Genomic DNA, 25,583 nt, shown 5'->3' with positions numbered 1-25,583 from the left:
AGCCGCTGCTACCGTACAGCTATGACCCACGACGACAAAAAACAGCAGACCTCCCATTCCGGCGAAGAAATCAGCAATGTGGACCTGCAGTTCATGGGGCGCACCGACCCGCGCCCGGCGATGAGCGTCGATGAAGCCGCTGAAGCCAAGGTGGCCGACGAGTTCCAGGACCTTGGCCTGGATGCTCAGGATGTCGCTTCGAACGGCAGTATGATTACCAGTGATCCTGCCAGCTCTCACATGCCAGCCGACGACACCACCAGGCACGAACATTGAAGCTCCGCTGAAATCAGGTACCCGTATGGGTATCTTTTTTGGTCAGGAAGCATCTTTGAATAAGGTCTTCCTTGTGACCAGAACGCAAGCTGAGCTTAAGTTGGCATGATACAAATCCAGAATAGTGGGAGCGGGGGCGGATACCAGAGCTTTAGGTTTCGGGTGCCCCCTCTTCGCGGTAAGAGTCTTACTCCGGATCAGCACTTTCTGTGTCACCTTGACTCTGTGATCCATCATGAGTGAGCTTCGATGAGCGCCTTCGATGAACTCCAGGCTGTGATACGCCGGCATGCGGCTGCCCGGCAGGCCGAGCAACAGGCCTGCGAGACGGTATTGACCGGGCTGTATCAGGCTCTCCGCACGGCAGGTGGGCCGGGGATGCCCCTGAACAACGTGATGCTCGATATGGCGCTGGACCCAGAAGTCAGACTACGGCCCCTTCCACTGGGTGCTTTTCACGTTGGATGGCTGCGCCTGGGCGTATGCGAAGTGATGGTGAGAGTCCGGTGGACAGGTGCAGCCTTTCACGGCGAGTTCGGGCCGGGCGGAACGTTCCAGCTGACCAGCGTTTCAGAAGAGGATCTGGCAGTTCTGGCCCGGCAGCTGCTGCGTGAGCTCACGGCAACCTATGCCAGTGAGGATCTTCCAGGTGGCCCAGACACGCTCAATTGATCCCTTGGCCCCTACGGGTGCGCAGTGGCAAGGTAACGCTGTTTTCTCGGCAGGTTGACCGGATGCCCATACGCACTTTCCAGGTTGATCTTTTGGACGTGTGGTTGCCTGACTCCCGCCGATGATTCAGCATGCTGCAGGCCGAACGGCCTTCCATTCCCAGGCGTGGCCCCATCCTTCAAGGAACAGGGCAGAGGCCCATGAACGGGGCAGGGATCTCTGAAACTGTGGCATAAAAAAGCCGCCGACTGACATAGGTCGGCGGCCTTTTTTTAATAGCTTTCAGCCTTTGACGGCTCCGGCAGTCAGACCAGACACGATGTTGCGCTGGAACACCAGTACCAGAATGATCAGCGGTACCGTGACCACGATGCTGGCGGCCATAATCTGGCCCCACGGCTGGTCATATTGCGACGCGCCGGAGTAGTTGGCGATCACCACAGGCACCGTACGGTTGCTGCTGGTAAAGGTGAGGGCAAACAGGTACTCGTTCCAGGCATTGATAAAAGCGAGCAGCCCGGTCGTGACCAGAGCTGGCATCATCACCGGAAACAGTACTTTGAACAGGGTCTGAAGGGGAGATGCGCCGTCGACGAGCGCAGCTTCTTCCAGCTCTCCTGGAATGTCACGCACGAACGAGGTCAGCACCCAGACCGTAAACGGAATCGTGAAGATCAGATAGCTGAAAATCAGAGCAATCGGGTTGTTGTACAGGCCGGTCGCACGCACAAGGGTGAACAGGCCCCCCAAGACCGCGATCTGCGGGAAGACACTGACAGCCAGGATGATATACAGCACCATGCTCTTGCCCTTGAACCGGAACCGTCCCAGAGCGTAGGCCGCAAAGGAGCCCAGGATCAGGCTGATTATTACCGCTGCGACAGCCACAATCACGCTGAACAGCAACCCGCGCTGGAAGCTAGGATTGGCGAACACCTGAACGTAGTTGGATACGGTGGAGGGCGCCATGACGAACTCCATCGGGCTCAGGAACAGGTCACCCGAACGGCGGAAGCTGGTCAGAACAGCCCAGAAGAACGGCAGCAGCAGGTAGACGGAAATGACGAGGACCAGCAGGTAGAACAGCCCGCGCTGGAGGTAGTATAGGGTAGGGTTGGTTTTTTGCAGGTTCATGGCGCGGTCTCCCTCAGTCGAACTTCACGCGGAAAGCGGTGACGTAAACGACGACAATCACCATGATGATCAGGAAGATCGCCACGGCTACGGCGCTGCCCATACCCAGCATCGAATTGTCGATCATGGCCTGCCGGGCATAGCCGGTCATGCTGGTCGCTGCGGCATTGTTGGCACCCAGCATCACATACATGATGTCGAACACGCGCAGGGCGTCCAGGCTGCGGAACACCAGTGCGACCAGCAGCGCCGGACGCAGCAGTGGCAGCGTCAGCCGCCAGAACTGGGTCCATTTGCTGGCCCCGTCCATATCGGCTGCTTCGTACATGTCGCCGGGCAGGCTTTGCAGTCCAGCCAGAATCAGCAGGGCCATGAAGGACGTGGTTTTCCAGACATCTACAGCAATCAGCGCCCAGATGGCCGTGTCGGTGTTGGCCAGCAGCGCCTGACCTCCCAGCAGCCCGCGACCAACCAGCCCGAAGGAATCGTTATACATATATGCCCACATCTGGGCGCTGACCACCGTTGGAATGGCCCAGGGCACCAGCATGGCCGTGCGCAGAAAAGCCCGGCCCTTGAAGGCACTGTTGACGACAAGGGCGATAATCATCCCGAACACTGTTTCCAGGAACACGCTGACGACTGTAAACAGCATGGTGTTCTTGACTGCTTCCCACCATTTCGGATCCTGCAGAAAGCCCAGGGCAACGCCTTCTTCGGTGGTGAACCAGAAATTCCCCAGCCCCAGGAAGGTGCGCTGGTCCGGCGTGGTGAGGTCTGCTTCAAACAGGGCAAAGAAGATCGTTCGGTACAGTGGATATCCGGCAACCAGCGCAATGGCGATCAGGGTAGGAAGCAGCAGCCAGAACGCCTGCCGGGCGCGGGCGGCTTCCGTCCCACGCCTGCGGGTCGGGGGTACCGGGGTGGATGTGACCTTGGTCGTCATGAATATGCCCCCTGTCCTGCCCGGCGACCGGGCAAGGTGGGCCGCAGAGGCGGCGCGGTAAGAACGTGAACGGACGGAATCTGAAGGTCGGTTTGGCTCTTCCAGCCTGCGCCCGCAGGCTCTGGCTGAAATGAAGATCAGCTGGAGCGAACCTGAATGGATGTCATAAGAGGGGGGGACGTCCAACTTGTGGACGTCCCCCAGGGACCTACGCCCTATGGCGTCCTGTTAAGGCTTACCAGCCCCGGCCCTTGATGCGGGCAAGGTCGGTATTGAGTTTTGCCACGGCAGCCTGACCCTTGGTGTTGCCGTTGAGCACGCTGCTGACTGCCGTGCTGAAGGCCTGGGAGACCTGGTTGTACTTGCTCTTGGTCGGGCCCGAGGGACGCGCAACCGCGTTCGTGAACACGCTGTACAGGCTGCCGAAGAAGGGGTTCTTCGCCAGAATGGCCTTGTCCTGGTACAGGGTGGTAATGGTGGGGTTGTAAGCACCTTCAATGGCGCGGATCTTCTGCTCGGCGGGGCCGGTCAGGTAGCGCACGAGGTCAATGGCGGCAGCCTGGTTCTTGGAGTACTGGCTCACGCCGAGGTTCCAGCCACCCAGGGTCGCGGCGGGCTTGCCGCCCACTCCGGCTGGCAGGGGCGCAACGCCGATCTTGCCCTTGACCTTGCTGTCATCGCTCTGGCCCAGCGCCCAGGCATAGGGCCAGTTGCGCATGAAGGCAGCGTTGCCCGACTGGAAGATCCCGCGGGCTTCTTCTTCGCCGTAGGTGGTCACGCCGCGGGGGCTGATGTCGCGGATCCATCCCGCAGCGGTATCGAGCGCCAGAGCCGCCTTGGCGTTGTTGATGGTCACCTTGCCGGAGTCGTCCACGATGGTGCCGCCGCCGAAGGAGGAAACCCATTCCAGGGCGTTGCAGGTCAGACCCTCGTAGTTCTTGCCCTGGAATACAAAGCCAGCAAAGCCCTTGTTGGTCTTCTGCTCACCGCTCTGGATTTTGCGGGCCATGGTCGCCATTTCCGCCCAGGTCTTGGGAGGAGCGTTGTATCCGTACTTCTTCAGGAGGTCAGTGCGGTAGTACAGGAGGCCGGCGTCCGTGAACCAGGGCATGGAGACCAATTTGCCGCCCACGGTGTTGGCCGCCACGATGCCCTTAAAGTGCGTGTTGACTTCACTGGCCGGGATCTTGCCCTTCAGGTCAACGAAGTGCTGGGAGAGCAGACCGGGCCAGATCACGTCAAGCTGGTACACATCAATGTCACTGCTCTTGGCGGCCAGCTGCTGCTGGTACAGGCCCAGGCGGTCGTTGGTCAGGTTAGGGCTCTCAAAGATCTTGACCGTGTTCCCGGTCTTCTTGGCCCAGCGTGCTGCGCCTTCCTTGCACAGCTGCAGTTCCTGACCCACAGTGCCGCAGGCAAGGGTGACGGTAACAGCCCCGGCCTGGCTGGCGCCGGCAAGAGCAGTGGTAAGACCTAAGATGGCAATTGCTTTCTTCATGTGTCCCCCTGTGTGAAAGTCCTACACGGTCCGTTCCAACGGCGGAAGCGGTTCCACACTTTTGTGAATTCTTGTAAAAGTAAGGCTACACTCCCCTGTAGACAGTGTCAATTCACCTGTCTGGCAACCGACACTCAGGACAGTTTATAGGCAGCGTCACGGGTTCCCGTGCCCAGTTTGCGCAGCAGCCCTGCCTGAACCAGGCTTCGCAGGGCGCGCCAGGCCTGCTGGGTATTCAGGCCGCACGTCAGTCGCAGGTCTACGTTTCGAACGCGGCCACGCTCGCGCGCCAGGGCCAGCGCAATGGCACGGACCTCGGCCCCGGTCGGCCCTGTGCCATCGGCAGCTGAACGACGTGACCTGTTCATAGGCGTGAGAGCAGGCGCAGAGTTGACCGGTAGGGTAACGTCGGGGGTAGACGCTGGCGCAACCGGCACCGGTATCACCACAGGTGGCATCGTCGCCGCCTGGACGTCACGGCCCAGCGCCCGGCGCACTTCGCTGCTCAGGGTATAGGCGATGCCGCGGCCCACTCCGGACCGGGCGATCAGGCGGTGCTCCTCCATGCCGCGCAGCAGGCGGGGAGTACGGTCCTCAGGCAGTTGCAGGGCGCGCGCCAGAACCGACCGGGTCGCCTCGCCCTCACGTGCCAGCAGGCTCAGGACGATCAGCATGTCCAGTGACAGGGTCTGCATGTCTTCCTGCTTGCGGGCCACAAAACGCACGAACTCGGCATCGAAGCCGGGGCTGTGCAGGGTCAGCGTCACCGCGTCGGCGTAGGTGGTGTATTCCGGTGGCTCCTTGCCGTGACGGAGCATCAGACCGTACATCTTGTCCACGCCCACCCCCGCACGCTCGACCAGTCCGAGGCGCGAAAGCACCTCGGCCAGCAGCGGATTGCGGCGCTTGGGCTGATGGCGAAGGATGTTGCCCGGGGTGATGCCGCCCGGCAGCCCACCGGGATTCATGATTTCCAGCCGGTCGGGATAGTGATGGACATGCACGGCGTCACGCAGGGTGTAATCGCGGTGCGTCAGGGCATTAAGCAGGGCCTCGCGGTAGACCGCCTCGTCCTGGTCCCAGACCTCGATGCGGAAGAGGCCCACCTGCACCGGCGTAAACCGGTTGCGGGCCTGGATCAGCTCGGCCAGACGGGTCAGCAGCGCCGGAATGGGACGCAGGAGGTCCTCCCGAAACTGGAATTCCACGTCGCTGGTGGCGTGATGGTAAAAACACACCTCGGCTTGAGGCACATGGGCCCGCAGCGCTGCAGGCGTACCTGCCAGCATGATGGCCGCCAGCGTCGGCCGCAGGGCTCCGGCGCTGGGAACAATCAGCCCCAGCTCGCGCAGGAAGTCCAGGTCCGGCAGACTGGCGGCGCCGCCTTGTCGGCCCAGGCCACGCAGCCGCGCGACTTCGGCCGGGTCCAGGTCTGCCAGCGAGGCATCGGGCGGCACGACTGCGGTGTAGTCCTGATCTGCGACCGGTTCGGCCTCTGCCGGAGTCACCGGTACCAGATGTGCGCCGTCCCAGGCGATTACCGCACCATCGGGCGCGGCCAGGACATACGGCGCCTGAGGGACAAACACTGCCAGGACCCGGGTTCCGCCGGGAAGGCGGTGGTGCTGGACATTGACGGTCAGCCGTCCGCCGGAGAGCTCGAAAATGGCGTGGGTGACCATCAGCGGATGCAGTTCCCCGGCGTCGCGTTCAGCAGGAGCGGCTGCGCCCACCAGATCTGCGCCGACCAGCACGGTTCCGCCGCGGGCGTTGGCCAGACCCACAGCGTGGCGCGCCAGATCCTGGGGGGTCACGTTGAGCGGCAGGTGGATGCAAGTTGGACCAGATGGAGGCAGGACCCCCAGCGGTGAAATGGCATGTCCGGCGCCTTGCGTCACAAAGTCAGAGTATACAGCTGCAGCAGGAAGCCTCACCAGGGTGGAGTTCCGCCCAGAAGCGTTCCACCTGAACCGGGGCAGGCTCACACCACACCAGTGCGGCCCTTTGCCCAACCGCAAACAGTACGGCCGCCTGACCGAACTCACGCCCCAGCTTCACCGTTTCGGCCAGGGAGATGTCCAGCAGCAGGAAGGCTTCCTCCTGCCAGTCGCCTTTCCCATTGACGGCGTCCATGCGGCGCAATTGGGCTGTCCGGATACCGAGTCTGGTGTGTGCAGCCCTGTTGAGTGCAGCGTCCTGAGCCCGCGCTCCGGGGTTCCAGGCCGTCACTATTCCCCAGCCGCGGCCAGCTATGGTCCAGGACGGCGCAGGTGCGCGCGTGGGGGAGAGCCGGAAACGTTCGGTGGCCGTGCCGTACTCACTCCTCAGAAAGGCGGTTCGCATTTCCTGGGCTGCCGCTTTATCCGGCTTATCCGGCCCGCTGTTCAGCGCACCACCACGGCGCTGGCATTCAGCACAGGGGTCTGGCGCAGGCGCAGCACCAGACTGACCTTCTGCCCGACCTTAAATTTTCCGCCCAGGACGATCCGGTAGCGGGCGTCCGGACCCAGCTGCAGTGAACGGTCCAGAGGCAGGGTCTGGACGACGACGCAGCGCGGCGTACAGTGCAGCAACCTCGCCCGCCCCTGACCGGACCACACGCCGGTAATCTCGTCAGCCCGTGGGATATTCAGCCTCCCCATCAGCAGTGCGCCGCCCTGGGTCAGCTGCAGTTGCAAAGGAGGGGGGGCCGTTGTGCTGCTGCCACTGCCGGCCAGCAGCACAATCAACGCCCACCCAAGCATTGCCCTCACTCTTCGGCCTCTTCGCTACTTTCAGGGTCGTGCAGTGCCGCGCTGTCCACGTCTGATTTCATGATCTCGCGCAGGACGCTGGTGGCGAAACTCCCCTTGGGCAGCGTAAATGCCACTGTGAAGCCGTCGTCCTCAGGCGTGACCAGTGTGCCTTCGGGAAATACCCGGGTCAGGCGACGGTCACCGCGCCGCGAAGAGAACACCTCGGGGCTCAGACCAAAAGCCGCCAGTGCTTTGGCCTCCAGTGCCCCGGCATCCAGCGTCAGGGGTCTGGCTTTGCGGCCGAACAGTGTGCCGGTGGCGCTGACTTCACCGCGTTCGGCGCGTGGCGTTTCCGCTTCAGGGTCCTCGACCAGGAACACGCCGCCGGTATCGTGTTTCTTGGCCATATCGCCCAGAAGCAGCGTGGCGAACACCCCACGCTCCAGGCGCAGACTCAAAAAGGCGTTAAAGATCATGCTTTGCACGCTGGTGGTCAGAAACCTGCGCACCCGGGGGTCTTTCAGACGTGACTCGCCGCGCAGCACCCGCAGGCCCTCTTCGGCGTTGAGCCCGCCCACGCCGAAACGCTGCGGCCCGAAGTAGTTCGGCACCCCACGCTCGGTCAGTTCCTGCAAAGTCGCCTGGGCCTCCGCAGCGCGCCCGACCGGGCCGCGAACACGCACCACAAAGCGGTTTCCACGCAGGTGGCCGAGGCCCAGCTTGTTCCCGTGCCGTGTGGTTTCCAGCACCCGCACACCGTCCATGCTGAAGGTTGCCAGCCGGGGTTCAGCCTTGGCCGGAAGGCTGATCCACTGCGTGGTCACTGCATGGCGGTCCTTGAGACCGGCGACCCCGATATCACGGTCACGGACTCCCAGCTGCGCTGCGAGTTCACGCAGCACATGAGCGGTGGTATGGCCGGTTTTTTCCAGCTGCAGATACAGGTGCTCGCCCTCACCGGAGGCCGCATAGGCCGGCACCTCCTCAACCCGGAAGTCACCGGGTTCACGACGCAGCACGCCGCCAGTCCCAGGGGACGCCGTAAGAGACCCCAGGGCCGACCAGTCAAACACCAGACTCACAATGCCGCTCACCATATCCCTACAGACCGCCCCGGGCGTGAGAACCCGTTGCTCTGCTTCATCAGTTCAGCACGCGCTGCGCCGCTCGAGCTGGCGGTGTCCAGTCGGCCCGGAACAGGCATGTTGCTGCGCGGCCTCGTTCGGGGGCATACCAGACACGGACGCCCCGGTCGTGCTCGTCCAACGGCAGAAAAGCCACCTGACCTGCCTGAAGAACGTTCATGGCCCGGCCGTCCTCACCGCGAACGCGGTACCAGGCATTGATGCCCGCAGGTGACCACCCTGCCACCCGCAGAGTCCCGCGAGACACATTTTTCAGGTGCGCGCCGCGTGGAGACAGGCTGACGCTGAGATCTGGCCACTCTGGTGTGACTGTAGCTTTCCACCGTGCCTCGAAGCCCAGTATCCTGGCAGGCCGGCGTGGACCCAGCACCGCGGCTAGCATTCCCCCTGTGCCGGCCAGCAGGCAGCCCATCGCGGCAAAGGCTGCGACACTTTCCACCTGTGCCGAGCGCAGCACACTCAGGGCCAGGGCCATTCCGGTGACCAGTCCCACCGCAGGCCAGGCCCAACCGGGCCGCACACGCGCCGGCACATACGCGCCCGGCCAGAATTCGGCCAGGAGCAGCAGCGCCGCTCCCACCCCAAACAGGGCCGGCACGTCCAGGACCGGTGTCAGCAGCAGCAGCAGCACCCCGGGCACCGCCCACCACGCCACACGCGGTACAAATCCCATGCGAGCCTCGCGTGCCACACGCACCAGCCAGTAGAGCGACAGCAGTGACACCATCACCGCGAACGGGGCTGTGACCTGAGCAATGGGAGCCAGCAGACCGAGCCACTGCAGTTCACCCGTCATGAGTTCACCTGCGGCGTCTCCGTTCGTCGGTGTCGTCAATGAGGGCATGGCGGCCCAGCCCACCGGGCACCACCGACCCGGAGCCATTGGACGGGGGTGTGCTGGACAGAACGTCTGGTGTGCTGGCAGGGGATATGGCTTCTGCAGGCGCAGGGCGCAGCGTGCCGGGCATCTGTCCGGCTGGCTGCCCGTGCCGTTCGACTTCATAGGCAACATGACCCAGTTCGTCGCGCAGAATGCCAGTCCAGGCGGTCTGAACCGCATTCAGGCTGCCCGGCATGGCGAATACGGCCGCGCCACGGATCAGTCCTCCTACGGCCCGCGAGAACATGGCTGCGCCACCGACCTGGGCGTAGCTCAGCATCCTGAACAGTTCTCCAAAACCTGGCATTGGTTTGGTCAGCATGGACTCCACCACGGGCACCGTGACATCACGGCCGCTCATGCCGGTGCCGCCGGTCAGCAGGACCACGGAGGCCTCGCGCGCCAGGGCCACCAGCGCGCTACGGATCTCGACGGCGTCATCGCGCACCAATCGGTAACCCACCAGCTGATGCCCAGCGGCTTCCAGCTCCTGACGCAGATACTGACCGCTGGTGTCGGTCTCTGGAGTCCGGGTATCGCTGACCGTGACCACAGCCACCCGCACGGAAGTGGGCGCAGCGTCCCGGTGCTCGGCAGAGGACGTGACAGGACCCTGTGACTGGGGACGGTGTAGGGCGTCGGACATGATCCTACGATACGCCCCGCCATAAGGCTGTGCAGCGTCAGACGACGCTCCGAACGTTTCATAAGGTAGCTGGTCTGCTCATTAGCTGGTCTGCAGTCCTGGCAAGGTCAGGGAGCTCTGCTGGTCACCGGATCCGGCTTCTGGCTCACCGGACGCAACTCGCTGCTGGGTTCTGACAGTCACGATCACGAATGACGTTGACCATACCGAGCGGACCGCATATCTCCGGATGCTGACGTTGCAGGGCACCGCTGCAGATAAACAAGCGCGTGCGCGTGACGCAGCTAGACAGACCAGTCAGGTGACTGAGAAGTGGCTGTACTACCTTTCCCACTATCGGCAACCCTGCGTCCGCCCCCAGGTTCATTTGGCAGCTTGGTGACGGAGTGTCGTTGTTGTGTTGTTCCCCTGATTCGAACTTGCGGCAGCTCGTTGAAGACACCGTTGCCCCGCCAGGCCTCCGCACGCGCGCTGGAACTCCTGTGTTCCGGGATTTTCTGGGATTATGGAGAGGTCTGTTTTCCTGTGCCGGACAGAGGCTTGGTTGCATGTCCTGGCCCTGACGAGCACTTGAACTGATGGGATGACGAGCCCCTCAGCTGAAGGAACAGTGGAAACTGAGCGCCGTCTGAGCAGCAGAACTGCAGCCCGATTCACGAGGCGGTGAAGGGCTTGGATCTTTTGGCCCAGACCGCTCCAAGACGGGGCAAAGCCGCACATACAAGGAATTAATCGCGACCTGCGTTGAGGACCTGGCGCACCCTGTCTGGGAGGGCGGCACGATCTGCGCGGCCAACCGCCAGCCGAGGTTTGCGGAATGTCAGGGCCAGGAACGAGGCCGCCTGCTGTGCCAGAAACTCCCGGTATCCGGTCTCCTGGCCGCTGCGCACACATTCCAGCGCCAGCAGCTCCATCTGTTCGGTCAGGAGGCCCAGGGCGACATACCGCGCTGCATTGGTGCCGCTGTCGCCCAGCACCGCCGGCAGTTCATTGAGCTGTTCCGGGGCCCGCAGCAGGGCGCGCGCTGCGCGCTTCACATTGGGGTCCTGCAGAGTCAGGGTGCAGGCCCGGCAGGGCTGCTCGCTGCTGGGTTCACCGCACACCGGGCAGGGCCGCCAGCCCTGTTCCTCACGCCAGCGCCGGGCCCGGGTGACCGCTTCGGCTGCGCGCAGGGCCACGGACTGCAGCTCCGGATCAGTGACCGCCTGCGCCATCTCCCTGGCCCGGCGGCGGTCAGGCGCGGGCAGCGGCGCAGCTCGGGGGGCGTCCAGTGGTGCGCGGATTGTCCCCACGCTGAAGCGGATTTCCTCAATGGGCGCGTCGGGCAACAGTGCATTCAGCGCCTTGAGAAAGTGGTGTCGCTGCATGGTCAGGTGGTGGGCTGTGGCGCTGTCGCGTACCTCTACGAACAGGACCCGCCCCTGCTGGGTGCGCGGTCGCGTGATCCGCGCCACCTGGGGCCCTACCGCCTGTGGCCACGCCAGAATCGCCTGCGCCTTCTGGACGCCGCGCGCCAGTTTGGCGCTGCCCAGGGTGGCGCCCATCAGTTCACCGAGACCACGGGGACCGCCCATGCGCCGGCCGCGCGGTTTGTGGCTGCTCATGCGCCCACCTCGTCTACCGCGACCTGGGCCGAGACGGGTTCAGGTTCCGGTGTGAAGCGGCCCGCATGGGCACGGAGCGTCAGGGCAGCGCCGGGCGCCTGCTCGGTGCCGGTCACGATGGCCTGCGGCACGCTGGCCGCCAGGTCCAGCAGAAAGGCGCGGCGGGTGGGGTCGAGCTCCGCGCTGAAGTCGTCGATCAGCAGCACGGGCTTCTCACCGAAGCGCTCGGCCAGCAGCTCCAGTTCGGCCCGGCGCAGAGCCAGGGCAATGGTGCGCCCTTCCCCACGGCTGGCGTATTCGGTCGCCGGGAAGTCTCCCAGGGTCATGGTCAGGTCGTCACGGTGCGGCCCCGTGGCGGTGGAGCCGCGGGCCAGTTCTTCTGCGCGCCGGCTGCGCAGGTCATGCGCATAGGTTTCGGGGGTGGTGGATTCGGACAGACCCAGCACGAGCGGTTTGCGGCTGCCCAGCGCCTCGTTGGCCTCGGCGGCCAGCTCCGACAGGCGGGTCAGGGCCCGGCGCCGGAACAGCATGATGTCGCTGCCCAGCTTGACCAGCGCGTCGTCCCAGACATGCATGGCCCATTCCTCGCCGCTGCGCAGCGCCGCGTTACGCTGCGACACGGTGCGGTCATAACGGGCCAGCTGCTGGGCGTAGCGGGCACTCAGGCGCGACAGCAGGGCGTCCAGAAAGTTCCGCCGGCCCGAAGGGGAGCCGAAGACCAGTTCGCTGTCCTCGGGCCGGATCCACACGGCACTGCCCCGTGGCAGGTCCCCGGCACGCACCCGCACGCCATCTACCTTGAGCTGCCGGCGCCCGCGTCCCAGGCCGACTTCCTGAATGCTGAGGCTCCCACCGGATTCCAGATCGGCGCGCACGTAGGCTTCGCCCTCGCCGGACTGCACCAGCTGCTCCAGGCGGGTCACATCGGTCAGGCCGGTCAGGGCCAGGTAGGCTGCTTCCAGCAGGTTGGTCTTGCCGGCGCCGTTCTCGCCGAAGACACCAGTCACCCCAGCCGGGAAGCTCAGCGTACAGGGCGCGAGATTCCGGTAATTGAGGGTGGACAGCGACTCCAGTTGCACGCCTCGCATTCTAGGCGCCGCATCCCCGTATGTTTGTGCCGGCGCTCCGCTCGCCCCGGACCCCGCCTATCCTGAGGCCCATGACCCAAGCCCGCGACGCCCTGCTCGTACTGACCCCCCACCCCTCGGGTGCCCTGCCAGCTGACGTGCTGCGCGACATGCTGGGCGAGGAGATGTTCGATACGCCCCGGCGCGAGGCGCTGCTGCGAGCGGTGTTTCTGGACGGGGACGCCTACACGGAGCTGATCTATCACGTGCCTGGAGCCCGTCACCTGCAGGCCTCCTGGAGCCGCTTTGCGGCTGACCTCAACCGTGACCGCTCTGACGAAAGCGACAACGGAGTGTTAAAGCGAACTGGTTTTGACCGCGAGCCGCTGTATCCCGCCGGGTTCGAGTTTGACCCAGCGGCGCGCGAGGCCCGCCTCAGGCGGATCTGGGACCCGTTTGACGCCCAGGTCCGTTCAGAACTGCCCGGCACCCGCCTGATGATTGTTGGTCACAGCATGGCGCCGTACGGCCCGGCCCTGGGCCCCGATACCGGCACGCCACGCCCGGCGCTGTGCCTGATGCCAGGCACGCCGGCAGCGCCTACCTTTCCTACTGAACTGTGGGAACCGCTGCGCCGGGCCTGTCAGGAGGCGTTTTCAGACGCTGTTGCGGGCAGCCCTGACCCCCGGGTGACCATCGGCGAGCCGTGGTCTACCGATACCCTCAGCCTGACCCACCAGCGCCACAGCGGCGTACCGGCCTTCGGTATCGAGATCAACGCCGGGCTGTTCCTGAAGGATGAACAGCCGCAGGATCATGCGCTGCGTGCATTAAATGCCGCCTTTTCCCGGTTTGCGGACGCGGCTCTGGCCCTGATCTGAAGCTCAGATGGCGCCGTGGCCCGAGGAGCAAGTTATTGAAGCTTTCAGCAGAGCTTGAAGACGGACTCAGCCGCGCCGCAGGCAGGGGAGAAGCACGCCGTGAGATGAGATGGCGCGTGACATACTGCCGACCCTGATCATCTTCAGTACAGACCCCTTCAGGCATCCCGCGTGGCCAGTGCACGCATGGCGCCGAGGATCTGCTGCACAGCAGCCTGACCCGGCGCCCCTGACAGAGCCGAGCTCAGCAGGGACAGGCCCTCCTCGGCCCGGGCAGCTGCGTAGTCCTGGGCAGCGGTCACGCAGCCGCTGTCCAGCAGCCACCGATGAATCTGCGCGATCACGGCCGGGTCCTTGGCGGCGCGGTCCCGGCGCATCTGGTCCAGAAACACCTCGCGCTGCTCTGCTGGAGCCTGGGCAAGCCAGCGCAGCACGATCAGCGTCCTCTTGCCTTCCAGCAGGTCGCCGCCGATTTCCTTGCCGTACTTGAGCGGATCGCCCAGCAGATTCAGGACATCATCACGAATCTGAAAGGCGCTTCCCAGCGCCAGACCAGCGTTCGTAAAGGCACTGGCGGGCTGCACGCCGGCAGCCAGGGCTCCCAGGCGCAGCGGCACAATCACGGTGTAATGGGCGGTCTTGAGCTGCACCATTTCCAGGTAGTCGGCCTCCCGCAGCTTCCATTCGCGGTGTTCGACCCAGCTCAGATCCAGGTGCTGGCCTTCAGCAGTCCGGTGGATCATGGTCAGGAACTCTTCCATCGCACCTGGCACTCCTGCGCGGTGGACCGCAGCCCACATGTAGGCGTGCAGCGCGTCGCCCACGTTGATCGCCAGCGGCACGCCGTACAGACGGTGCAGCGCCGGCTGACCGCGGCGTTCCTCGCTGTCGTCCTGGATGTCGTCGTGAATCAGAACCCAGTTCTGAAACAGCTCCAGGCCCGCAGCCAGCCACTGCGCCTGATCCCAGGCGTCGGTATCGTGCGCAACGCCGTGTGCCTGGGCTGAGGCCAGCAGCAGTTCGCTGCGAATACCTTTGCCGCCGCGCTGGGGGTAGTCGCGCAGCATCTCGGAAAACTGGCGCAGTTCGGGCCGTGTGCCACCGTCCGGAAGCAGCGACAGCACACGCGAAAGCAGATCGGGACGCATCAGGGGCCAGTGTAGCGGCCCGGGCTCCAGCTCCATGTTTTCTCAAGCCCCAGGCATCCATGGCTCAAGCTGGTCTGTCACCCTGAGCCCATGCGCATAGATGACCACATGGATCTGAATGAACTGGCCCAGCATATGGGCGGGGCGACGATCGAGCAGGCGCGGCGGATGCGGGAACTGCTGCTGGAAAAACCCCGTGCACGCACGGAGGATTTTACTGGAAAGGAGTGGGCCGAACTGGTGCTCGAGGCGACCCGCTAGTTATGCCGAGCAGCAGCACGGGTGTCAGTCTGGAACGTCTGGCCGTCAGGGTTCTGCTCCGGCTTCAGGCCGAGCCCGGAACCTGGACTGCCCGCAGCCTCGCACGGGAACTGGGAGAAACGGCCAACCGCGTTAACCGAATTGTCCTGGCCATCGAGGCTGAAATGGGTATAGAGCGCAGTGGACCGCACGGCTTCCTGACCGTTACGTCTAAGAGCTCCTGAGCTCCTCATGCCTTCTCATAGAGGTCCTGCCTAGAGTGAGGCATGAACGCCACTCCGCTGCTTGTCCTTGCGCTTGCCCTGACTGCCTGTGCTCCGGCCACCATTCTGGGCAAGACTTCTGCTCCTCCCGCTGTTGCAGACGCCAGCGGCACCTGGACCGGCCGGCTGTCTCATCCGGTTGCCGGGGCGTTCGTCGTCAACGCCAATTTCAATGAGCGCCTTGATCCTGCTCCTGGCCAGCTGGTGGGGGACCTGAATGTGGTGCGGCTCAGCAACGAATTGCTGAGTGTGAGTGGTAACCTCAATACTGGGGTTCTGCGGGCCACAGGCCGCACTCTTGACATCGACTGTAAAGGTACGTTCACCAATCGCACGTTGTTCGAGGGCCGCTGCACGGTCGTGAATGCCACCAGCCTGGGGGTCGAGGCGGACCTGGTACTCACACGCTCTTGAGGTGACGGAGCCGATGACGGCCGGACTTACTGGCCCGCAGGCACGGGTGCTGGGTGCGTTGCGTGACGGCGCAGCGCTCATCATGCATACCCGCACTGAACGCGGCGCCTTTTACACCCTGGGAGGGCGGCGGCTCAGCGTGACGCTGCTGAAGGATCTGGAGCGTTTGAGGTATGTGTCGCGTTCGGCTGGTGCAGGCCGCACGGCTGTTGCCTACGAGCTGACACCCGGCGGTTCGGCAGCTCTGGCGCAGTGGGAATCTGGAAATCCTGCCTCCAGAGGATAGAGAAACGTGCTGCACGGCTGGTGCTTTAGGGCTTTGGTGATTCTTCCATCCAGCACTCTCAAAAATTCCTGGTACGTTGAGCTGTGTTTAAAGACGATATGGCAATCCATGCGGGCGTCCCGGAGAAGGTAGTTAAAGCGGCATTGGTCAAACTCCGGGAGGAAGAAGACATCTCAGGGGTGACATGGGACCTGGCGCGCTCGCGCCCGGGCCGTCCCATCAAGGTGTATTTCGAGGCCTCCACCATGCCGGAAATTCAGGCGGCAAAAAAGCACCTGGAGCGCCTCCTGGATGAAAGCGGGTATGACCTCTATCCCTGAACCAATTCAATGTGACGCCCCCGCCAGGCCGAGTGCCGAGGCGGGGGCTTTTTAAGTTCGGTTGCTTCAGGGCGGGCGAGCCAGGCGCTGCTGATCTGGTAGACCCTGAGACTCGTCTGTTTTTCCGTAGGACTGGGTCAGTAAGTTCATAGCTTCGTGTCTTAAGCACAATCGATGGATAGAGAGCAAGAGGAAACGCCATGATAAAAATTCCGGCACAAAGACGGTAGCTGTGCACCAGTGTGGCATCATGATTAGGAGTGTGGTCCTTAAGCCCTCTGTTACGTGTATCAAAGTCGACAACGGCTCGGGCGCCACGTGGGACACTGGCTCCCTGACTGTGTCTGCTCCCGACGACACCTTCCGATCCAGTTACCGTAGAAATTACGGATGGAGCCCATCCTAGATCGGTATACATCATCGGTATAACAGGAAAGCGGGTGATGAGATGAAGTCGCAGCCGTGATGTACTTCTCCGGGAAATGAAGTACCAGCAAACTCAGGCAAAGACGCCGAGACATCATCTGGGAGGGTTCTCTTCCGGCAGCTCTCCATAGGTATACCTAGTGATCAGCCACGCCTATTGAATATGGAGTCGTGAGGATGTGGGGAAAGAAGTGGCCGCAGATTTCATGAAGTGCAGTCCAAGAAACTGGCGATAAGGAGCCAGAGAACACATTTTCTGGTTCGTAAGATTCAGGTAAGCCTTCCGAGAGGAGCGGCTCCGTGGGAAGCCCCACCTCCTGGCCCCTGTGGCTCGCGGGTGGGGCGTTTTTATGTTGGCTGTCCGAAACGTGAGCAGGTGCCGTTTACCGGACAGCGACACCCTTTTTTTGTTTTCGAACATGATTACCAGTAGGAAAATACATATAAATCCCGTCTCACTGCCAGCAGCCTTAACAGGCATTTTTGTGGTGATGTTCAGCTAAGAACCCCGCCTGGGTGGTAGCCAGGGAGGGGCTTTTCCTGTTTCGAGTAACGTCCCTTTAGCGAACTACGATATTGAATATCGTTAAAGTCGGCACAAGAAAAATCAACCGCTCTGAACAGTGATTCGCCCCCTCTAGCCTGATCAGCAACCGCGCCTTCGAGGTGTCCAAGGCTACCCTGCGTTCCTCCAGGCTCGTCAGTCCTGGCAGGTAACTCCGCATGGCGTCAGCCAGCGTCAGGTTCAGCCGCATGTCACGCTCCGGCATCTCCAGCTCCTGCCTCATCGGCTCCAGCGCGGTCATCATGACGTCATCCGGCAGGTTATGCGTGACCGACCGCTGCACCAGCTGCGCCATCATCCCCCTGAGTTCTTGGATGCGCGGCGAGTGATCCGGACGATTCGGCGCGGTCCGGGCCATAGCCGCCTGGAGGAATGCAGGGGAAGCCATGGGCTTGCAGAACATCACCCAGCCCACCGGATCAATCACGGTAATGGAGCGCATTCTGCGCAGAGTCCACAGCGTGCCGCCCTGCCGGACGAAGTGGGTCGTGCTGGCACGGGCCCCCCGGCGCCGGTAATACGCGTACTCAGTCACTGCGCCGCTCTTCTTGACGTTTTTGTTGCTGAAGACGCGCAACGTCCCCCCACATGCCGAGCAGCGCGTATGGCCGACAAAGAGGGCGAGGTGAACGACCTCCTGGCGCATGGAGGCAAAGAGGCTGCCCTGGCCACAGCGAGAGGAAGACCAACACGAGCGGCTCCATTGACGTGTCCTCGCAACAACCCCTCGAACGCCGCACGAGCCGTGTCTCCGAGAGTGGCAGGAGATCTGCGCTCCGAGATGACCGCTCGTGTCGCAGCCATATCGTCACCGAGGCGACGTGACGAAGATGTCGAACCACTGTGGCGTGTGCGCGTGAATCAGGATCATCCAGATCATGATGTCGAAGGAGAGATGCACGACCAGGACGTACAGAAACGACTTCGTTCGGTAGAAGATGTAGCCTTGCAGCAGCGCGAAGGGGATGGTGAGAAACGGGCCCCACGCCTGGTAACCCAGCTCCCAGAGGAACGACACGAACACTGTCGCTTGCAACGCGTTCGCCTGCCAGAACGAGAAGTGCTGGCGCAGCAGCGCGAACACGGTGCAGATGAAGAACACCTCGTCCCACAGGCCTACGGCATTGACGCCGACGAACAGCCGGATGATCTCGTCGGGCTCGGTGACCGTCGGCCAATTCTGGTATGCGCCGCTGCTGATGAAGTACACGGGCAGCACGAGGTAACCGAGGGTGACCACCACGGCGAGATACGACCACTCGAATCGCGTCCACCGCGTGTTGCCCACGGGGAAGCGGATGACGTCCTCGAGCAGGACATGGCGCGAGACCACGAGGGGGATGAGCACCGCGAGGCTCAGCACCACCGCGAAGCGCAGGATCGCCTCGTTGCTGAGCTCGGCCTTGAGCGGCACGAGGCCGATCACAATCAGCGACGCTCCGATGAGCGCGAGGTGTCGCAGCAGGGGCCAGGCGCTGGGGCCGAGAAGGGCAGCAACGAGAAGCCCGGCTCCCAGGAGGGAGCCACCGACGAGCTGCTCCTGAAAGCCGTAGAGCGCGATGGCCGACCCGCACACGAGCGCAGCGGCGAGGAAGCAGGGGAGCGCTGCCGGAGCGTCGGCCGGGGTATCTGCGCTCATGATGAGCCCATCATCGCACCTCTTGCTGCAGGCTGCTGAGCGCGTCCATCTGCGCGTACGAATATTGCTGGGCGGCGTTTACGGAGGTGTCGGTGTTCCATGACGCGCGCACCCTGATCCTGGCCCTGGACACCAGTGTCTTCCTTGAAAGGTTCTGCCTGATTCGTGTGACTGTTCTGTTCCGGGAACGAGCAGTGCCGCTCGTCTCCCGGGTCCCCAAACAGCAGCGTGAGCCTGCCCCATTTTGGGGTCCAGCCTGGACCTCTCACGGCAGACTACCTCAGCCCGCCGAACGGCGGGCAAATTCTCCTGAAGCCACTGGCCAGAAGAAAGCTGCCTACGCCGAATGCTGGGGCTCACTGCCGTCAAAAAGTATGACCACAAAATTCCCGTGCTGGGATGATTCATGGTCTTGCCCCGGGTGGATGGCATGGAAGCGGCAGCAGGCAAAGCCGCTGTGGCCTGGGGCTACGCGGCTATGGCACTGGACCAGCCGGCCGACTCGTCGCCGATTGGGCAGGAGCGCGGTGAGGTTGTGGAGGAACTTGCGCCCAGCTTCCATGACGTGCTGTCTGTTGAGCTGAAGGACCGGTAAGTACCGAACAACTCAGACGAAGCGCCCCGCTCTGGCTGATACCAGAGCGGGGATTTTTCTAGTTGAAGCAGAGATTTATTTTGCGTCTTTCACGACGATATTGATAATGCGCCCAGGCACGTAGATCTCCTTGACAACCTGCTTGCCCTCGATGAAGCGCGCCACATCAGCATTCGTCCTGGCAGCTTCCAGCGCCTGATCCTGGGTGGCCGTCTTGGAAATGCTGACTTCTCCGCGTACTTTGCCGCTGACCTGCACGCCGATGGTGACGGTGTCGCGCACGGCGGCTGCCTCGTCCACAGCAGGCCAGACGTGGGTGTGGACACTGCCTTCCTGGTTGCGCCCGGCCCAGATCTCTTCGGCGATGTGAGGCGCGATGGGCGCCAGCATCAGGTTGAAGATGCCCAGCGCCTCGTCCCATGCAGCAGTGGAGGCCACGGGGCTGCGCTTGGCCTTGACCAGGATGTTGGTCAACTCCATCAGGGTGGCAATGATGGTGTTGAAGCTCATTCGCTCGAAGTCACCGTTGACCTTGGCCAGAGCGCTGTGCACCGCATGACGCAGGTCGGCTTCGGTGATGTTTTCTTCAGGACCAGTGGTTTTGTCCTCGAAGTACAGGTTCCATACGCGCGACAGCCACTTCGCCGGGCCGTTGATGCCCTGGGAGTCCCATGGCCCGCCCAGTTCCCACGGGGCAATGAACATCAGGAACGTGCGGACCGTGTCGGCGCCGTACTCGCGCACCAGATCGTCCGGGTCCACGACGTTGCCGCGTGACTTGCTCATCTTCTCGTTGTCCTCGCCCAGGATCATGCCCTGGTTGCGCAGGCGGGCGAAGGGCTCACTCTGCGTAGTCAGGCCCATGTCACGCATCACCTTGGTCCAGAAGCGGCTGTACAGCAGGTGCAGGATCGCGTGCTCGATGCCACCGGTATACAGGTCCACGGGCAGCAGGTGTGCGTGCGCCGGGTCGAAAGGATGCCCCTCTGAGTGGGGAGACAGGTAGCGGTACATGTACCAGCTGCTGTCCACAAAGGTGTCCATAGTGTCGGTGTCACGCTCTGCGGGTCCGCCGCAGACCGGGCAGGTAGTCTGCACCCAGTCACGGTTCAGTTTCAGCGGGCTCTGGCCGGTGGGGGTGAACTCCACGCTTTCGGGCAGGCGGACGGGCAGTTCTTCTGCCGGGACCGGCTGCGCTCCGTGCTCGGCGCAGTACACGATAGGAATTGGCGTGCCCCAGTAACGCTGGCGTGACACCAGCCAGTCGCGCAGGCGGTAGGTGGTCCTGGCCCTGGCCACACCGCGCGCTTCCAGCTTCTCCACCACTGTGGCGATGCTGGCCTTGCCGCCGGGCATGCCGTCGAACTCACCGGAGTTGACGATCAGTCCTTCACCGCTGTAGCTCGTTTCCGCAGTCTGCGGGTCCATGGCTTCTGCACCCTCTGCACGGATCACCTCGCGGATTTCCAGCCCGAATTTCCGGGCGAAGGCGAAGTCACGCTCGTCGTGGGCGGGCACGGCCATGATGGAACCCGTGCCGTAGGTCACCAGCACGTAATCCGCCACCCAGATCGGCAACTGGTGCCCGGTGATCGGGTGCGTGGCAAAAGAGCCGGTGAACACGCCCGTCTTGTCTCCGCTGTCCTGCTGACGCTCCACGTCAGTCTTGCGACCGGCTGCCTCGACGTAGGCTTCCACCTCGCTGCGCTGCTCGTCGGTGGTCAGGGTTGTGACCTTGGCGTGTTCCGGCGCCAGCACCAGGAAGGTGGCGCCCATCAGCGTGTCAGGGCGGGTGGTAAAGACCGTCTCGGGGCCGGCTGGAGTTTCGAAGGTCACTTCCGCACCCACCGATTTGCCGATCCAGTTGGTCTGCATCAGGCGCACGCGCTCGGGCATGTCTGCGCTGCCAAAGTCCAGCAGCTCGTCGGCGTAGTCGGTGATCTTCAGGTACCACTGGCTCAGGTTGCGCCGCTCGACAGCGGTGCCGCACCGCTCACAGTGGCCGTTCACGACCTGTTCGTTGGCCAGCACCGTCTGATCTTTCGGGCACCAGTTCACCAGGCCGTCTTTCTTGTAAGCCAGGCCGCGCCTGAAGAACTCAGTGAAAAACCACTGGTTCCAGCGGTAGTACTCCGGATCACAGGTGGCGAATTTGCGGCTCCAGTCAATCATGGTGCCCATGCGCCGGAACTGCCCGGTCATGTGCTCGATGTTGCTGTAGGTCCACTTGGCGGGGTCCAGATTGTTCTTGATCGCGGCGTTCTCGGCGGGCAGGCCAAAGGCGTCGAAACCCATGGGGAACAGCACGTTGTATCCCCGCATGCGCATCCAGCGGGCACGGGCGTCGGGGGCCACGTTGGCATACCAGTGGCCGATGTGCAGGTTTCCACTGGGGTAAGGGAACATGGTCAGCGCGTAATGTTTCTCGCCGGGCCCATGCTCATCGAAGGTGTAGATGCCGCTCTTTTCCCAGTGGTCCTGCCATTTCTGCTCGATAGCGTGCGGGTTGTAGCGCTCGGCCCGGGGTTCGTTGATCTGGATAGGTGTGGTCTGCTCGTTGGTCTGGGTCATGGTGTGTGAGCTCCTTGGCAAAAAAAGGCCCCGGCTTACGCAGCCGGGGACGGTCGAACAAGCTGTGAAGCTAGTCGAGGCGTCCCCGGATGGTAAGCGCAGAGCGGATCATGGCTCACAGTGTACCGGATGAGCCCCGGCCTTGCAGCAGTGTGCCCTAGCGGCCACCGCGCGTCGTGATACTGACCAGCGTGTCTTCGCCCATGCGGTCGGCCACATACGTCAGACGTTCCTTGCCGCGCGCCAGGACCGCGGCTTCCTGAATACCGTCGTCCGGGATCCGGCTGACCACTGAAAACCCCCCGGCCACCAGTGCGTCCAGCACTGGCGCAGGCTGCCAGCCACGCAATTCGTACTGTTCAAGCCGGCTCTCGCCCCGGCGGACCTCTTCGCGGACCGTCTGCGACTCCGGACAGGCAGGGGTCGCACCAGCAGGCACGGGCACGGTGCCCCACACCTGGCCTTGGACCTGCATGCAGTACAGCGGCTGCTTCCATCTGGCCTCGCGGGCCAGCCAGAAACTCATGCCAGCTGTCAGCAGCCCCAGCACCAGCAGGGAAAGCACTGCGGCGCGCTGAAATCTCACGCTTACTCCTGGCTGGTGATAAACGGCAGGTTGCGGTCGAACTGGGCCCGGTCCAGCCCGTAGCCGTATACAAAAGCGTCAGGGATGGTAAAGCCGAGGTACTCCACCGGGATTTCCACCTTGCGGCGGCTTGGTTTGCTGAGCAGCGCAGCAATCTTCAGGCTGGTGGGGCCACGCCCTTCGAGATAGTGCAGCAGGTAGTTCATGGTGATGCCGGTGTCCACGATGTCCTCGACCAGAATGACGTGACGGTCGCTGATCGGAAACTGCAGGTCCTTGACGATCTTGACCTCGCCGCTGCTCTGTTTGGCGTTGCCATAGCTGCTGGCCTGCAGGAAGTCGATGGTGCAGGGCAGGTTCAGGGCACGCACAAGGTCAGCGTGAAACATGAATGCACCGTTGAGTACGCAGATCAGGTGAGGTTCACGCCCGGCGTAATCCTGACGGATCCTGGACGCGAGCTCCTGAATGCGGGCCTGAAGCTGCTCCTGCGTGATCTGCACGGGGCCATTACCGGGGGCGATACTCATAACCTGATCAGGCTAACACGCCTGCCCCGGGCCAGATGAACCCGGCCAAGGGGCAAACGAGGCCCGTATACTCGCCGCCATGACCCGCCCGCCGCCTGAGCCCAGCCTGCCGCCCCTGAACCTGAGCGCCGTTCCAGGCGTGCTGGGGCGCATCGTGTCCGAGCGCGCCGCGGATTATGACGGCGCAGACCCGGCGCTTGGTCCGGTTCGCCCGGCAGCGCGGCGCTTCGAGGCGGCGCTGCAGAGCCCGGGCCTGAGTCTGATTGCTGAGATCAAGCGGGCAAGCCCCAGCCAGGGAGCCATTGCGCCGCTTGATCCGGTGGACGCTGCGCAGGCCTACCGGCAGGGCGGCGCCGCAGCCCTGAGTGTGCTGACCGAACCGCGGCATTTCGACGGCCACCCCGACTTTCTGCGGGCCGTGGTAGGGGCGGTGGACCTGCCTGCCCTGCGCAAGGACTTCGTGATTCATCCTGCCATGCTGCGGGAAGCGGCGGACTGGGGCGCCTCGGCCGCGCTGCTGATGGTCAGTGTTCTGGGAGAGGCAACCGCGGCTTACCTGGAAATGGCCCATCACCTGGGTCTGGACGCCCTGGTGGAGGTCCACAGCGACTCGGAACTGGACCTGGCCCTGGAGAGCGGCGCACGCATCATCGGGGTCAACAACCGCGACCTGACCACGCTGCACATTGATCTGGACGTCAGCCCGCGGCTGATCCGCCGCGCGCGCGAGGCCGGCTTCGGCGGCGTTCTGGTGGCCGAAAGCGGATACCGGACGCCTGCTGACCTTGCTCAGGTCCGTGGCCTGGCCGACGCGGTGCTGGTCGGCAGCAGTCTGGCAGGCAGCGCAGATCTGGCTCAGGCCACCCGGGACCTGCTGCGCGAGTGAGTTCCGCGCCCACCCTGACCTTTCTGGGCACGGCCGACAGCAAAGGCGTGCCGCGCTTCTGGTGTGGCTGCGCAGTCTGTACCGAGGCCCGTGCCGGCGGCTGCAACCGCCGCACCCGCACGGGGCTGCTTCTGCGTGCGGCAGGTCAGACTGTGTTGTTCGACGCCAGCGCAGACCTTCACGCCCAGCTTGCACGCCTTCCTGAGCCGGTTGTGCCGGACGCGGCGCTGATCAGTCACGCGCACAATGACCACCTGCTCGGCTTGGGAGATCTGCTGGACTACGTGCACTACGCCCGCGGGTCCCTGCAGGTGTATGCGCCGCAGACGACCCTCCCCGATATTCAGGCCCGCTTTGCCTATGCCTTTCGGGCTTCCGCCCCGGTACGAGTCCTGCCGGAAGACGGTGTCATGCTGGCTGGCCTGAGCCTACGGGCTTTTCAGGTGCCTCACGGTGCCAACGGCCAGAGTCATGCCTTCCGCCTGGAGCGTCCTGGCTGGGCAGCCGTGATCATGACTGACGCTATTGACGTGCCTTCTGAGATCGCGGGCGTGTGGCTGCAGGACCTGGACCTGCTTGTTCTTGGAACGTCCTTTGCAGATGAATCGGGCTCGCCGCGCAGCGGACGCAGCGTGTACGACATCCAGGAAGCGCTGGAACTTCCCTGGGCGCGTGCCGCTGGCCGGGTGGTGCTGACTCACCTGTCTCACGGTGTAGACGCACGCGCCGTGGTCCTGCCTGAAGGCTGGTCCCTGGCTTATGACGGCCTGAGTGTCACCCTGGAGTGAGGGGTGCGCTCTGCCCAGGCTCCTCCCTTGGAAGGACGTCTGTTCTCACTGCCTTTGTCTAAACTGCGCAGGTGACCCTCGTCCGTACCTCTCCGCCCCGCTACCTGCGCTGGCTGATCCTGGCTGGTGTCCCGGCTGTATTGCTGGGACTGGGCCTGATCCCGGACGTGCGTGATTTTCTGATCCAGGGCTATGCCGCTCTGACTTCCACCGACCCGGCCGTGACGCAGGCCTTCGTCGAGGACCTGGGGTGGGCCGGCCCGCTGGCCCTGATTGCCGGCTTTGTGCTGCAAGCGGTGCTGCCGGTGCTGCCGGCGCTGGTCATGACCGCGGTAACAGCGCGCGCCTACGGACCAGTGGAAGGGTTTTTCATCGTTTACGCCGGCACGTTGCTGGGAGCGGTAGCCGGCTACTGGCTGGGCCGCTCCGTGGGCAACTCGCTGGTGCGGGTACTGGTCGGAGAGACCGCGCGGCGCAAGGCTTACGATTTTGCAGAGCGCTACGGGGTGCAGGGCATCCTGATGGTCCGCCTGATGCCGATTCTGAGCGCCGACGCCATGAACCTGGTGGCTGGCGCCGCGCAGATGCCGTTCCGTCCGTTCATGCTGGCCACGGCGGCAGGCGCGGTGCCGGTCACACTGCTGGTGGTATGGCTGTCCGGCTCGGGGGAGCGGCTGCTGTGGGGCCTGGGGGGCCTCTCGGTGCTGGTAGCGCTGGTGGCTGGAGGGCGCTGGTGGCTGGCGCAGCGGGCAGCAGCGCCCTGAAGTGCTCTTCCCGGCCGAGTCGGGTAAACTGGGTCCTATCAAAGCGCCCCATCTGCG

General features: G+C 63.5%; 29 protein-coding genes. 12 read left to right on the top strand and 17 right to left on the bottom strand.

Going from position 1 to position 25,583, the window contains the following annotated elements; genetic code table 11:
* Nucleotides 1–21 precede the first annotated feature (21 nt).
* Both DEIDE_RS08310 and DEIDE_RS08305 read left to right on the top strand, forming a co-directional pair.
* The gene (locus DEIDE_RS08310; RefSeq protein WP_041227185.1) at nt 22–276 is read left to right on the top strand and encodes a hypothetical protein; all 255 of its coding nucleotides are present in this window, start codon (nt 22–24) and stop codon (nt 274–276) included.
* 249 nt (nt 277–525) lie between these two features.
* A complete protein-coding gene (locus tag DEIDE_RS08305; protein WP_012693507.1) occupies nt 526–948 on the top strand; it encodes a hypothetical protein in 423 nt (140 codons plus the stop codon).
* A gap of 282 nt (nt 949–1,230) precedes the next feature.
* Here the strand turns inward: DEIDE_RS08305 and DEIDE_RS08300 are convergent, their stop codons facing one another.
* The 11 genes from DEIDE_RS08300 to recF all read right to left on the bottom strand — a co-directional run bounded on the left by DEIDE_RS08300 (nt 1,231) and on the right by recF (nt 12,624).
* Complete coding sequence (locus tag DEIDE_RS08300) at nt 1,231–2,082, bottom strand: carbohydrate ABC transporter permease (protein WP_012693506.1); 852 nt, start codon at nt 2,080–2,082, stop codon at nt 1,231–1,233.
* Nucleotides 2,083–2,095: 13 nt separating this feature from the next.
* Nucleotides 2,096–3,028 (bottom strand): carbohydrate ABC transporter permease, encoded by a 933-nt coding sequence (locus tag DEIDE_RS08295; protein ID WP_012693505.1) that lies wholly within the window; start codon nt 3,026–3,028, stop codon nt 2,096–2,098.
* A 235-nt stretch (nt 3,029–3,263) separates the two neighbouring features.
* On the bottom strand, nt 3,264–4,526 hold the full coding sequence (locus DEIDE_RS08290) for an ABC transporter substrate-binding protein (protein WP_012693504.1): 1,263 nt from the start codon (nt 4,524–4,526) through the stop codon (nt 3,264–3,266).
* Between the two features lie 134 nt (nt 4,527–4,660).
* Nucleotides 4,661–6,424, bottom strand: a complete 1,764-nt coding sequence (locus tag DEIDE_RS08285; RefSeq protein WP_012693503.1) for an AlbA family DNA-binding domain-containing protein — start codon at nt 6,422–6,424, stop codon at nt 4,661–4,663.
* 4 nt (nt 6,425–6,428) lie between these two features.
* Entirely contained in the window at nt 6,429–6,869 is a 441-nt protein-coding gene (locus DEIDE_RS18425; protein WP_012693502.1) for a DUF3293 domain-containing protein, read from the bottom strand.
* A gap of 41 nt (nt 6,870–6,910) precedes the next feature.
* The gene (locus DEIDE_RS08275) at nt 6,911–7,270 is read right to left on the bottom strand and encodes a hypothetical protein (RefSeq protein WP_041227184.1); all 360 of its coding nucleotides are present in this window, start codon (nt 7,268–7,270) and stop codon (nt 6,911–6,913) included.
* Between the two features lie 5 nt (nt 7,271–7,275).
* Complete coding sequence (gene truD / locus DEIDE_RS08270; protein WP_012693500.1) at nt 7,276–8,358, bottom strand: tRNA pseudouridine(13) synthase TruD; 1,083 nt, start codon at nt 8,356–8,358, stop codon at nt 7,276–7,278.
* A 46-nt stretch (nt 8,359–8,404) separates the two neighbouring features.
* On the bottom strand, nt 8,405–9,202 hold the full coding sequence (locus DEIDE_RS08265; protein ID WP_012693499.1) for a hypothetical protein: 798 nt from the start codon (nt 9,200–9,202) through the stop codon (nt 8,405–8,407).
* Nucleotides 9,203–9,206: 4 nt separating this feature from the next.
* Nucleotides 9,207–9,932, bottom strand: a complete 726-nt coding sequence (locus DEIDE_RS08260; RefSeq protein ID WP_012693498.1) for a MogA/MoaB family molybdenum cofactor biosynthesis protein — start codon at nt 9,930–9,932, stop codon at nt 9,207–9,209.
* Nucleotides 9,933–10,660: 728 nt separating this feature from the next.
* A complete protein-coding gene (locus DEIDE_RS08255) occupies nt 10,661–11,536 on the bottom strand; it encodes a DciA family protein (protein ID WP_012693497.1) in 876 nt (291 codons plus the stop codon).
* Nucleotides 11,533–12,624, bottom strand: coding sequence for a DNA replication/repair protein RecF (recF, locus tag DEIDE_RS08250; RefSeq protein ID WP_012693496.1), 1,092 nt, complete (start codon nt 12,622–12,624; stop codon nt 11,533–11,535). Before recF ends, DEIDE_RS08255 begins: the two co-directional genes overlap by 4 nt.
* A 71-nt stretch (nt 12,625–12,695) precedes the next feature.
* Between recF and DEIDE_RS08245 the strand changes: the two genes are divergently transcribed.
* Nucleotides 12,696–13,484, top strand: coding sequence for an N-formylglutamate amidohydrolase (locus DEIDE_RS08245; RefSeq protein ID WP_012693495.1), 789 nt, complete (start codon nt 12,696–12,698; stop codon nt 13,482–13,484).
* Between the two features lie 158 nt (nt 13,485–13,642).
* Here the strand turns inward: DEIDE_RS08245 and DEIDE_RS08240 are convergent, their stop codons facing one another.
* Nucleotides 13,643–14,632, bottom strand: a complete 990-nt coding sequence (locus DEIDE_RS08240) for a polyprenyl synthetase family protein (protein ID WP_012693494.1) — start codon at nt 14,630–14,632, stop codon at nt 13,643–13,645.
* A 90-nt stretch (nt 14,633–14,722) separates the two neighbouring features.
* Between DEIDE_RS08240 and DEIDE_RS19375 the strand changes: the two genes are divergently transcribed.
* The 5 genes from DEIDE_RS19375 (at nt 14,723) to DEIDE_RS08220 (ending at nt 16,176) form a co-directional block, all read left to right on the top strand.
* Nucleotides 14,723–14,893, top strand: coding sequence for a hypothetical protein (locus tag DEIDE_RS19375; RefSeq protein ID WP_193589554.1), 171 nt, complete (start codon nt 14,723–14,725; stop codon nt 14,891–14,893).
* A 2-nt stretch (nt 14,894–14,895) separates the two neighbouring features.
* The gene (locus DEIDE_RS08235) at nt 14,896–15,117 is read left to right on the top strand and encodes a hypothetical protein (protein WP_012694513.1); all 222 of its coding nucleotides are present in this window, start codon (nt 14,896–14,898) and stop codon (nt 15,115–15,117) included.
* A 42-nt stretch (nt 15,118–15,159) separates the two neighbouring features.
* Nucleotides 15,160–15,570: a hypothetical protein gene (locus DEIDE_RS08230; RefSeq protein ID WP_012693493.1), complete on the top strand. Its 411-nt coding sequence runs from the start codon at nt 15,160–15,162 to the stop codon at nt 15,568–15,570.
* 1 nt (nt 15,571) lies between these two features.
* Nucleotides 15,572–15,856, top strand: coding sequence for a hypothetical protein (locus DEIDE_RS08225; RefSeq protein WP_242402890.1), 285 nt, complete (start codon nt 15,572–15,574; stop codon nt 15,854–15,856).
* A gap of 83 nt (nt 15,857–15,939) precedes the next feature.
* Complete coding sequence (locus DEIDE_RS08220; protein WP_041227182.1) at nt 15,940–16,176, top strand: hypothetical protein; 237 nt, start codon at nt 15,940–15,942, stop codon at nt 16,174–16,176.
* A 986-nt stretch (nt 16,177–17,162) separates the two neighbouring features.
* On the opposite strand, the gene DEIDE_RS08215 is transcribed toward DEIDE_RS08220, so the two are convergent.
* Together DEIDE_RS08215 and DEIDE_RS08210 are read right to left on the bottom strand one after the other, a co-directional pair.
* Nucleotides 17,163–17,813, bottom strand: a complete 651-nt coding sequence (locus tag DEIDE_RS08215) for a hypothetical protein (RefSeq protein WP_041227181.1) — start codon at nt 17,811–17,813, stop codon at nt 17,163–17,165.
* A 162-nt stretch (nt 17,814–17,975) separates the two neighbouring features.
* Nucleotides 17,976–18,806: a CPBP family intramembrane glutamic endopeptidase gene (locus DEIDE_RS08210; protein ID WP_012693490.1), complete on the bottom strand. Its 831-nt coding sequence runs from the start codon at nt 18,804–18,806 to the stop codon at nt 17,976–17,978.
* Nucleotides 18,807–19,212: 406 nt separating this feature from the next.
* Here DEIDE_RS08210 and DEIDE_RS19025 point away from each other — a divergent pair, with 406 nt between their 5' ends.
* Nucleotides 19,213–19,401: a hypothetical protein gene (locus DEIDE_RS19025; RefSeq protein ID WP_012693488.1), complete on the top strand. Its 189-nt coding sequence runs from the start codon at nt 19,213–19,215 to the stop codon at nt 19,399–19,401.
* A gap of 75 nt (nt 19,402–19,476) precedes the next feature.
* Here the strand turns inward: DEIDE_RS19025 and leuS are convergent, their stop codons facing one another.
* From leuS to hpt, 3 genes are all read right to left on the bottom strand, one after another.
* Nucleotides 19,477–21,972 (bottom strand): leucine--tRNA ligase, encoded by a 2,496-nt coding sequence (gene leuS, locus DEIDE_RS08200; RefSeq protein WP_012693487.1) that lies wholly within the window; start codon nt 21,970–21,972, stop codon nt 19,477–19,479.
* Between the two features lie 157 nt (nt 21,973–22,129).
* On the bottom strand, nt 22,130–22,558 hold the full coding sequence (locus DEIDE_RS08195; RefSeq protein WP_012693486.1) for a hypothetical protein: 429 nt from the start codon (nt 22,556–22,558) through the stop codon (nt 22,130–22,132).
* Nucleotides 22,559–22,560: 2 nt separating this feature from the next.
* Nucleotides 22,561–23,088 carry a hypoxanthine phosphoribosyltransferase gene (gene hpt / locus DEIDE_RS08190; protein ID WP_012693485.1) on the bottom strand — a complete coding sequence of 176 codons (528 nt, stop codon included), beginning with the start codon at nt 23,086–23,088 and terminating at the stop codon, nt 22,561–22,563.
* A gap of 79 nt (nt 23,089–23,167) precedes the next feature.
* Between hpt and trpC the strand changes: the two genes are divergently transcribed.
* From trpC to DEIDE_RS08175, 3 genes are all read left to right on the top strand, one after another.
* Nucleotides 23,168–23,974, top strand: coding sequence for an indole-3-glycerol phosphate synthase TrpC (gene trpC, locus DEIDE_RS08185; RefSeq protein ID WP_012693484.1), 807 nt, complete (start codon nt 23,168–23,170; stop codon nt 23,972–23,974).
* Nucleotides 23,971–24,762 carry an MBL fold metallo-hydrolase gene (locus tag DEIDE_RS08180; RefSeq protein ID WP_012693483.1) on the top strand — a complete coding sequence of 264 codons (792 nt, stop codon included), beginning with the start codon at nt 23,971–23,973 and terminating at the stop codon, nt 24,760–24,762. Before trpC ends, DEIDE_RS08180 begins: the two co-directional genes overlap by 4 nt.
* 71 nt (nt 24,763–24,833) lie before the next feature.
* Nucleotides 24,834–25,526: a TVP38/TMEM64 family protein gene (locus tag DEIDE_RS08175; protein ID WP_012693482.1), complete on the top strand. Its 693-nt coding sequence runs from the start codon at nt 24,834–24,836 to the stop codon at nt 25,524–25,526.
* Nucleotides 25,527–25,583: the final 57 nt, after the last annotated feature.

The sequence above is a fragment of the Deinococcus deserti VCD115 genome (genome assembly GCF_000020685.1).
GTDB lineage: Bacteria > Deinococcota > Deinococci > Deinococcales > Deinococcaceae > Deinococcus > Deinococcus deserti.
The sequence above is the reverse complement of the archived record's forward strand: the minus strand, read 5'-3'. Positions and strand labels throughout refer to the sequence as shown.

Excerpts from the sequence above, each read along its gene's own strand:
- DEIDE_RS08310 (WP_041227185.1), top strand. The coding sequence starts at position 22 with ATGACCCACGACGACAAAAAACAGCAGACCTCCCATTCCGGCGAAGAA.
- DEIDE_RS08305 (WP_012693507.1), top strand. The coding sequence starts at position 526 with ATGAGCGCCTTCGATGAACTCCAGGCTGTGATACGCCGGCATGCGGCT.
- DEIDE_RS08300 (WP_012693506.1), bottom strand. The coding sequence starts at position 2,082 with ATGAACCTGCAAAAAACCAACCCTACCCTATACTACCTCCAGCGCGGG.
- DEIDE_RS08295 (WP_012693505.1), bottom strand. The coding sequence starts at position 3,028 with ATGACGACCAAGGTCACATCCACCCCGGTACCCCCGACCCGCAGGCGT.
- DEIDE_RS08290 (WP_012693504.1), bottom strand. The coding sequence starts at position 4,526 with ATGAAGAAAGCAATTGCCATCTTAGGTCTTACCACTGCTCTTGCCGGC.
- DEIDE_RS18425 (WP_012693502.1), bottom strand. The coding sequence starts at position 6,869 with ATGCGAACCGCCTTTCTGAGGAGTGAGTACGGCACGGCCACCGAACGT.
- DEIDE_RS08275 (WP_041227184.1), bottom strand. The coding sequence starts at position 7,270 with ATGCTTGGGTGGGCGTTGATTGTGCTGCTGGCCGGCAGTGGCAGCAGC.
- truD (WP_012693500.1), bottom strand. The coding sequence starts at position 8,358 with ATGGTGAGCGGCATTGTGAGTCTGGTGTTTGACTGGTCGGCCCTGGGG.
- DEIDE_RS08265 (WP_012693499.1), bottom strand. The coding sequence starts at position 9,202 with ATGACGGGTGAACTGCAGTGGCTCGGTCTGCTGGCTCCCATTGCTCAG.
- DEIDE_RS08260 (WP_012693498.1), bottom strand. The coding sequence starts at position 9,932 with ATGTCCGACGCCCTACACCGTCCCCAGTCACAGGGTCCTGTCACGTCC.
- DEIDE_RS08255 (WP_012693497.1), bottom strand. The coding sequence starts at position 11,536 with ATGAGCAGCCACAAACCGCGCGGCCGGCGCATGGGCGGTCCCCGTGGT.
- recF (WP_012693496.1), bottom strand. The coding sequence starts at position 12,624 with ATGCGAGGCGTGCAACTGGAGTCGCTGTCCACCCTCAATTACCGGAAT.
- DEIDE_RS08245 (WP_012693495.1), top strand. The coding sequence starts at position 12,696 with ATGACCCAAGCCCGCGACGCCCTGCTCGTACTGACCCCCCACCCCTCG.
- DEIDE_RS08240 (WP_012693494.1), bottom strand. The coding sequence starts at position 14,632 with ATGCGTCCCGATCTGCTTTCGCGTGTGCTGTCGCTGCTTCCGGACGGT.
- DEIDE_RS19375 (WP_193589554.1), top strand. The coding sequence starts at position 14,723 with ATGCGCATAGATGACCACATGGATCTGAATGAACTGGCCCAGCATATG.
- DEIDE_RS08235 (WP_012694513.1), top strand. The coding sequence starts at position 14,896 with ATGCCGAGCAGCAGCACGGGTGTCAGTCTGGAACGTCTGGCCGTCAGG.
- DEIDE_RS08230 (WP_012693493.1), top strand. The coding sequence starts at position 15,160 with ATGAACGCCACTCCGCTGCTTGTCCTTGCGCTTGCCCTGACTGCCTGT.
- DEIDE_RS08215 (WP_041227181.1), bottom strand. The coding sequence starts at position 17,813 with ATGCGCCAGGAGGTCGTTCACCTCGCCCTCTTTGTCGGCCATACGCGC.
- DEIDE_RS08210 (WP_012693490.1), bottom strand. The coding sequence starts at position 18,806 with ATGAGCGCAGATACCCCGGCCGACGCTCCGGCAGCGCTCCCCTGCTTC.
- DEIDE_RS19025 (WP_012693488.1), top strand. The coding sequence starts at position 19,213 with ATGGTCTTGCCCCGGGTGGATGGCATGGAAGCGGCAGCAGGCAAAGCC.
- leuS (WP_012693487.1), bottom strand. The coding sequence starts at position 21,972 with ATGACCCAGACCAACGAGCAGACCACACCTATCCAGATCAACGAACCC.
- hpt (WP_012693485.1), bottom strand. The coding sequence starts at position 23,088 with ATGAGTATCGCCCCCGGTAATGGCCCCGTGCAGATCACGCAGGAGCAG.
- trpC (WP_012693484.1), top strand. The coding sequence starts at position 23,168 with ATGACCCGCCCGCCGCCTGAGCCCAGCCTGCCGCCCCTGAACCTGAGC.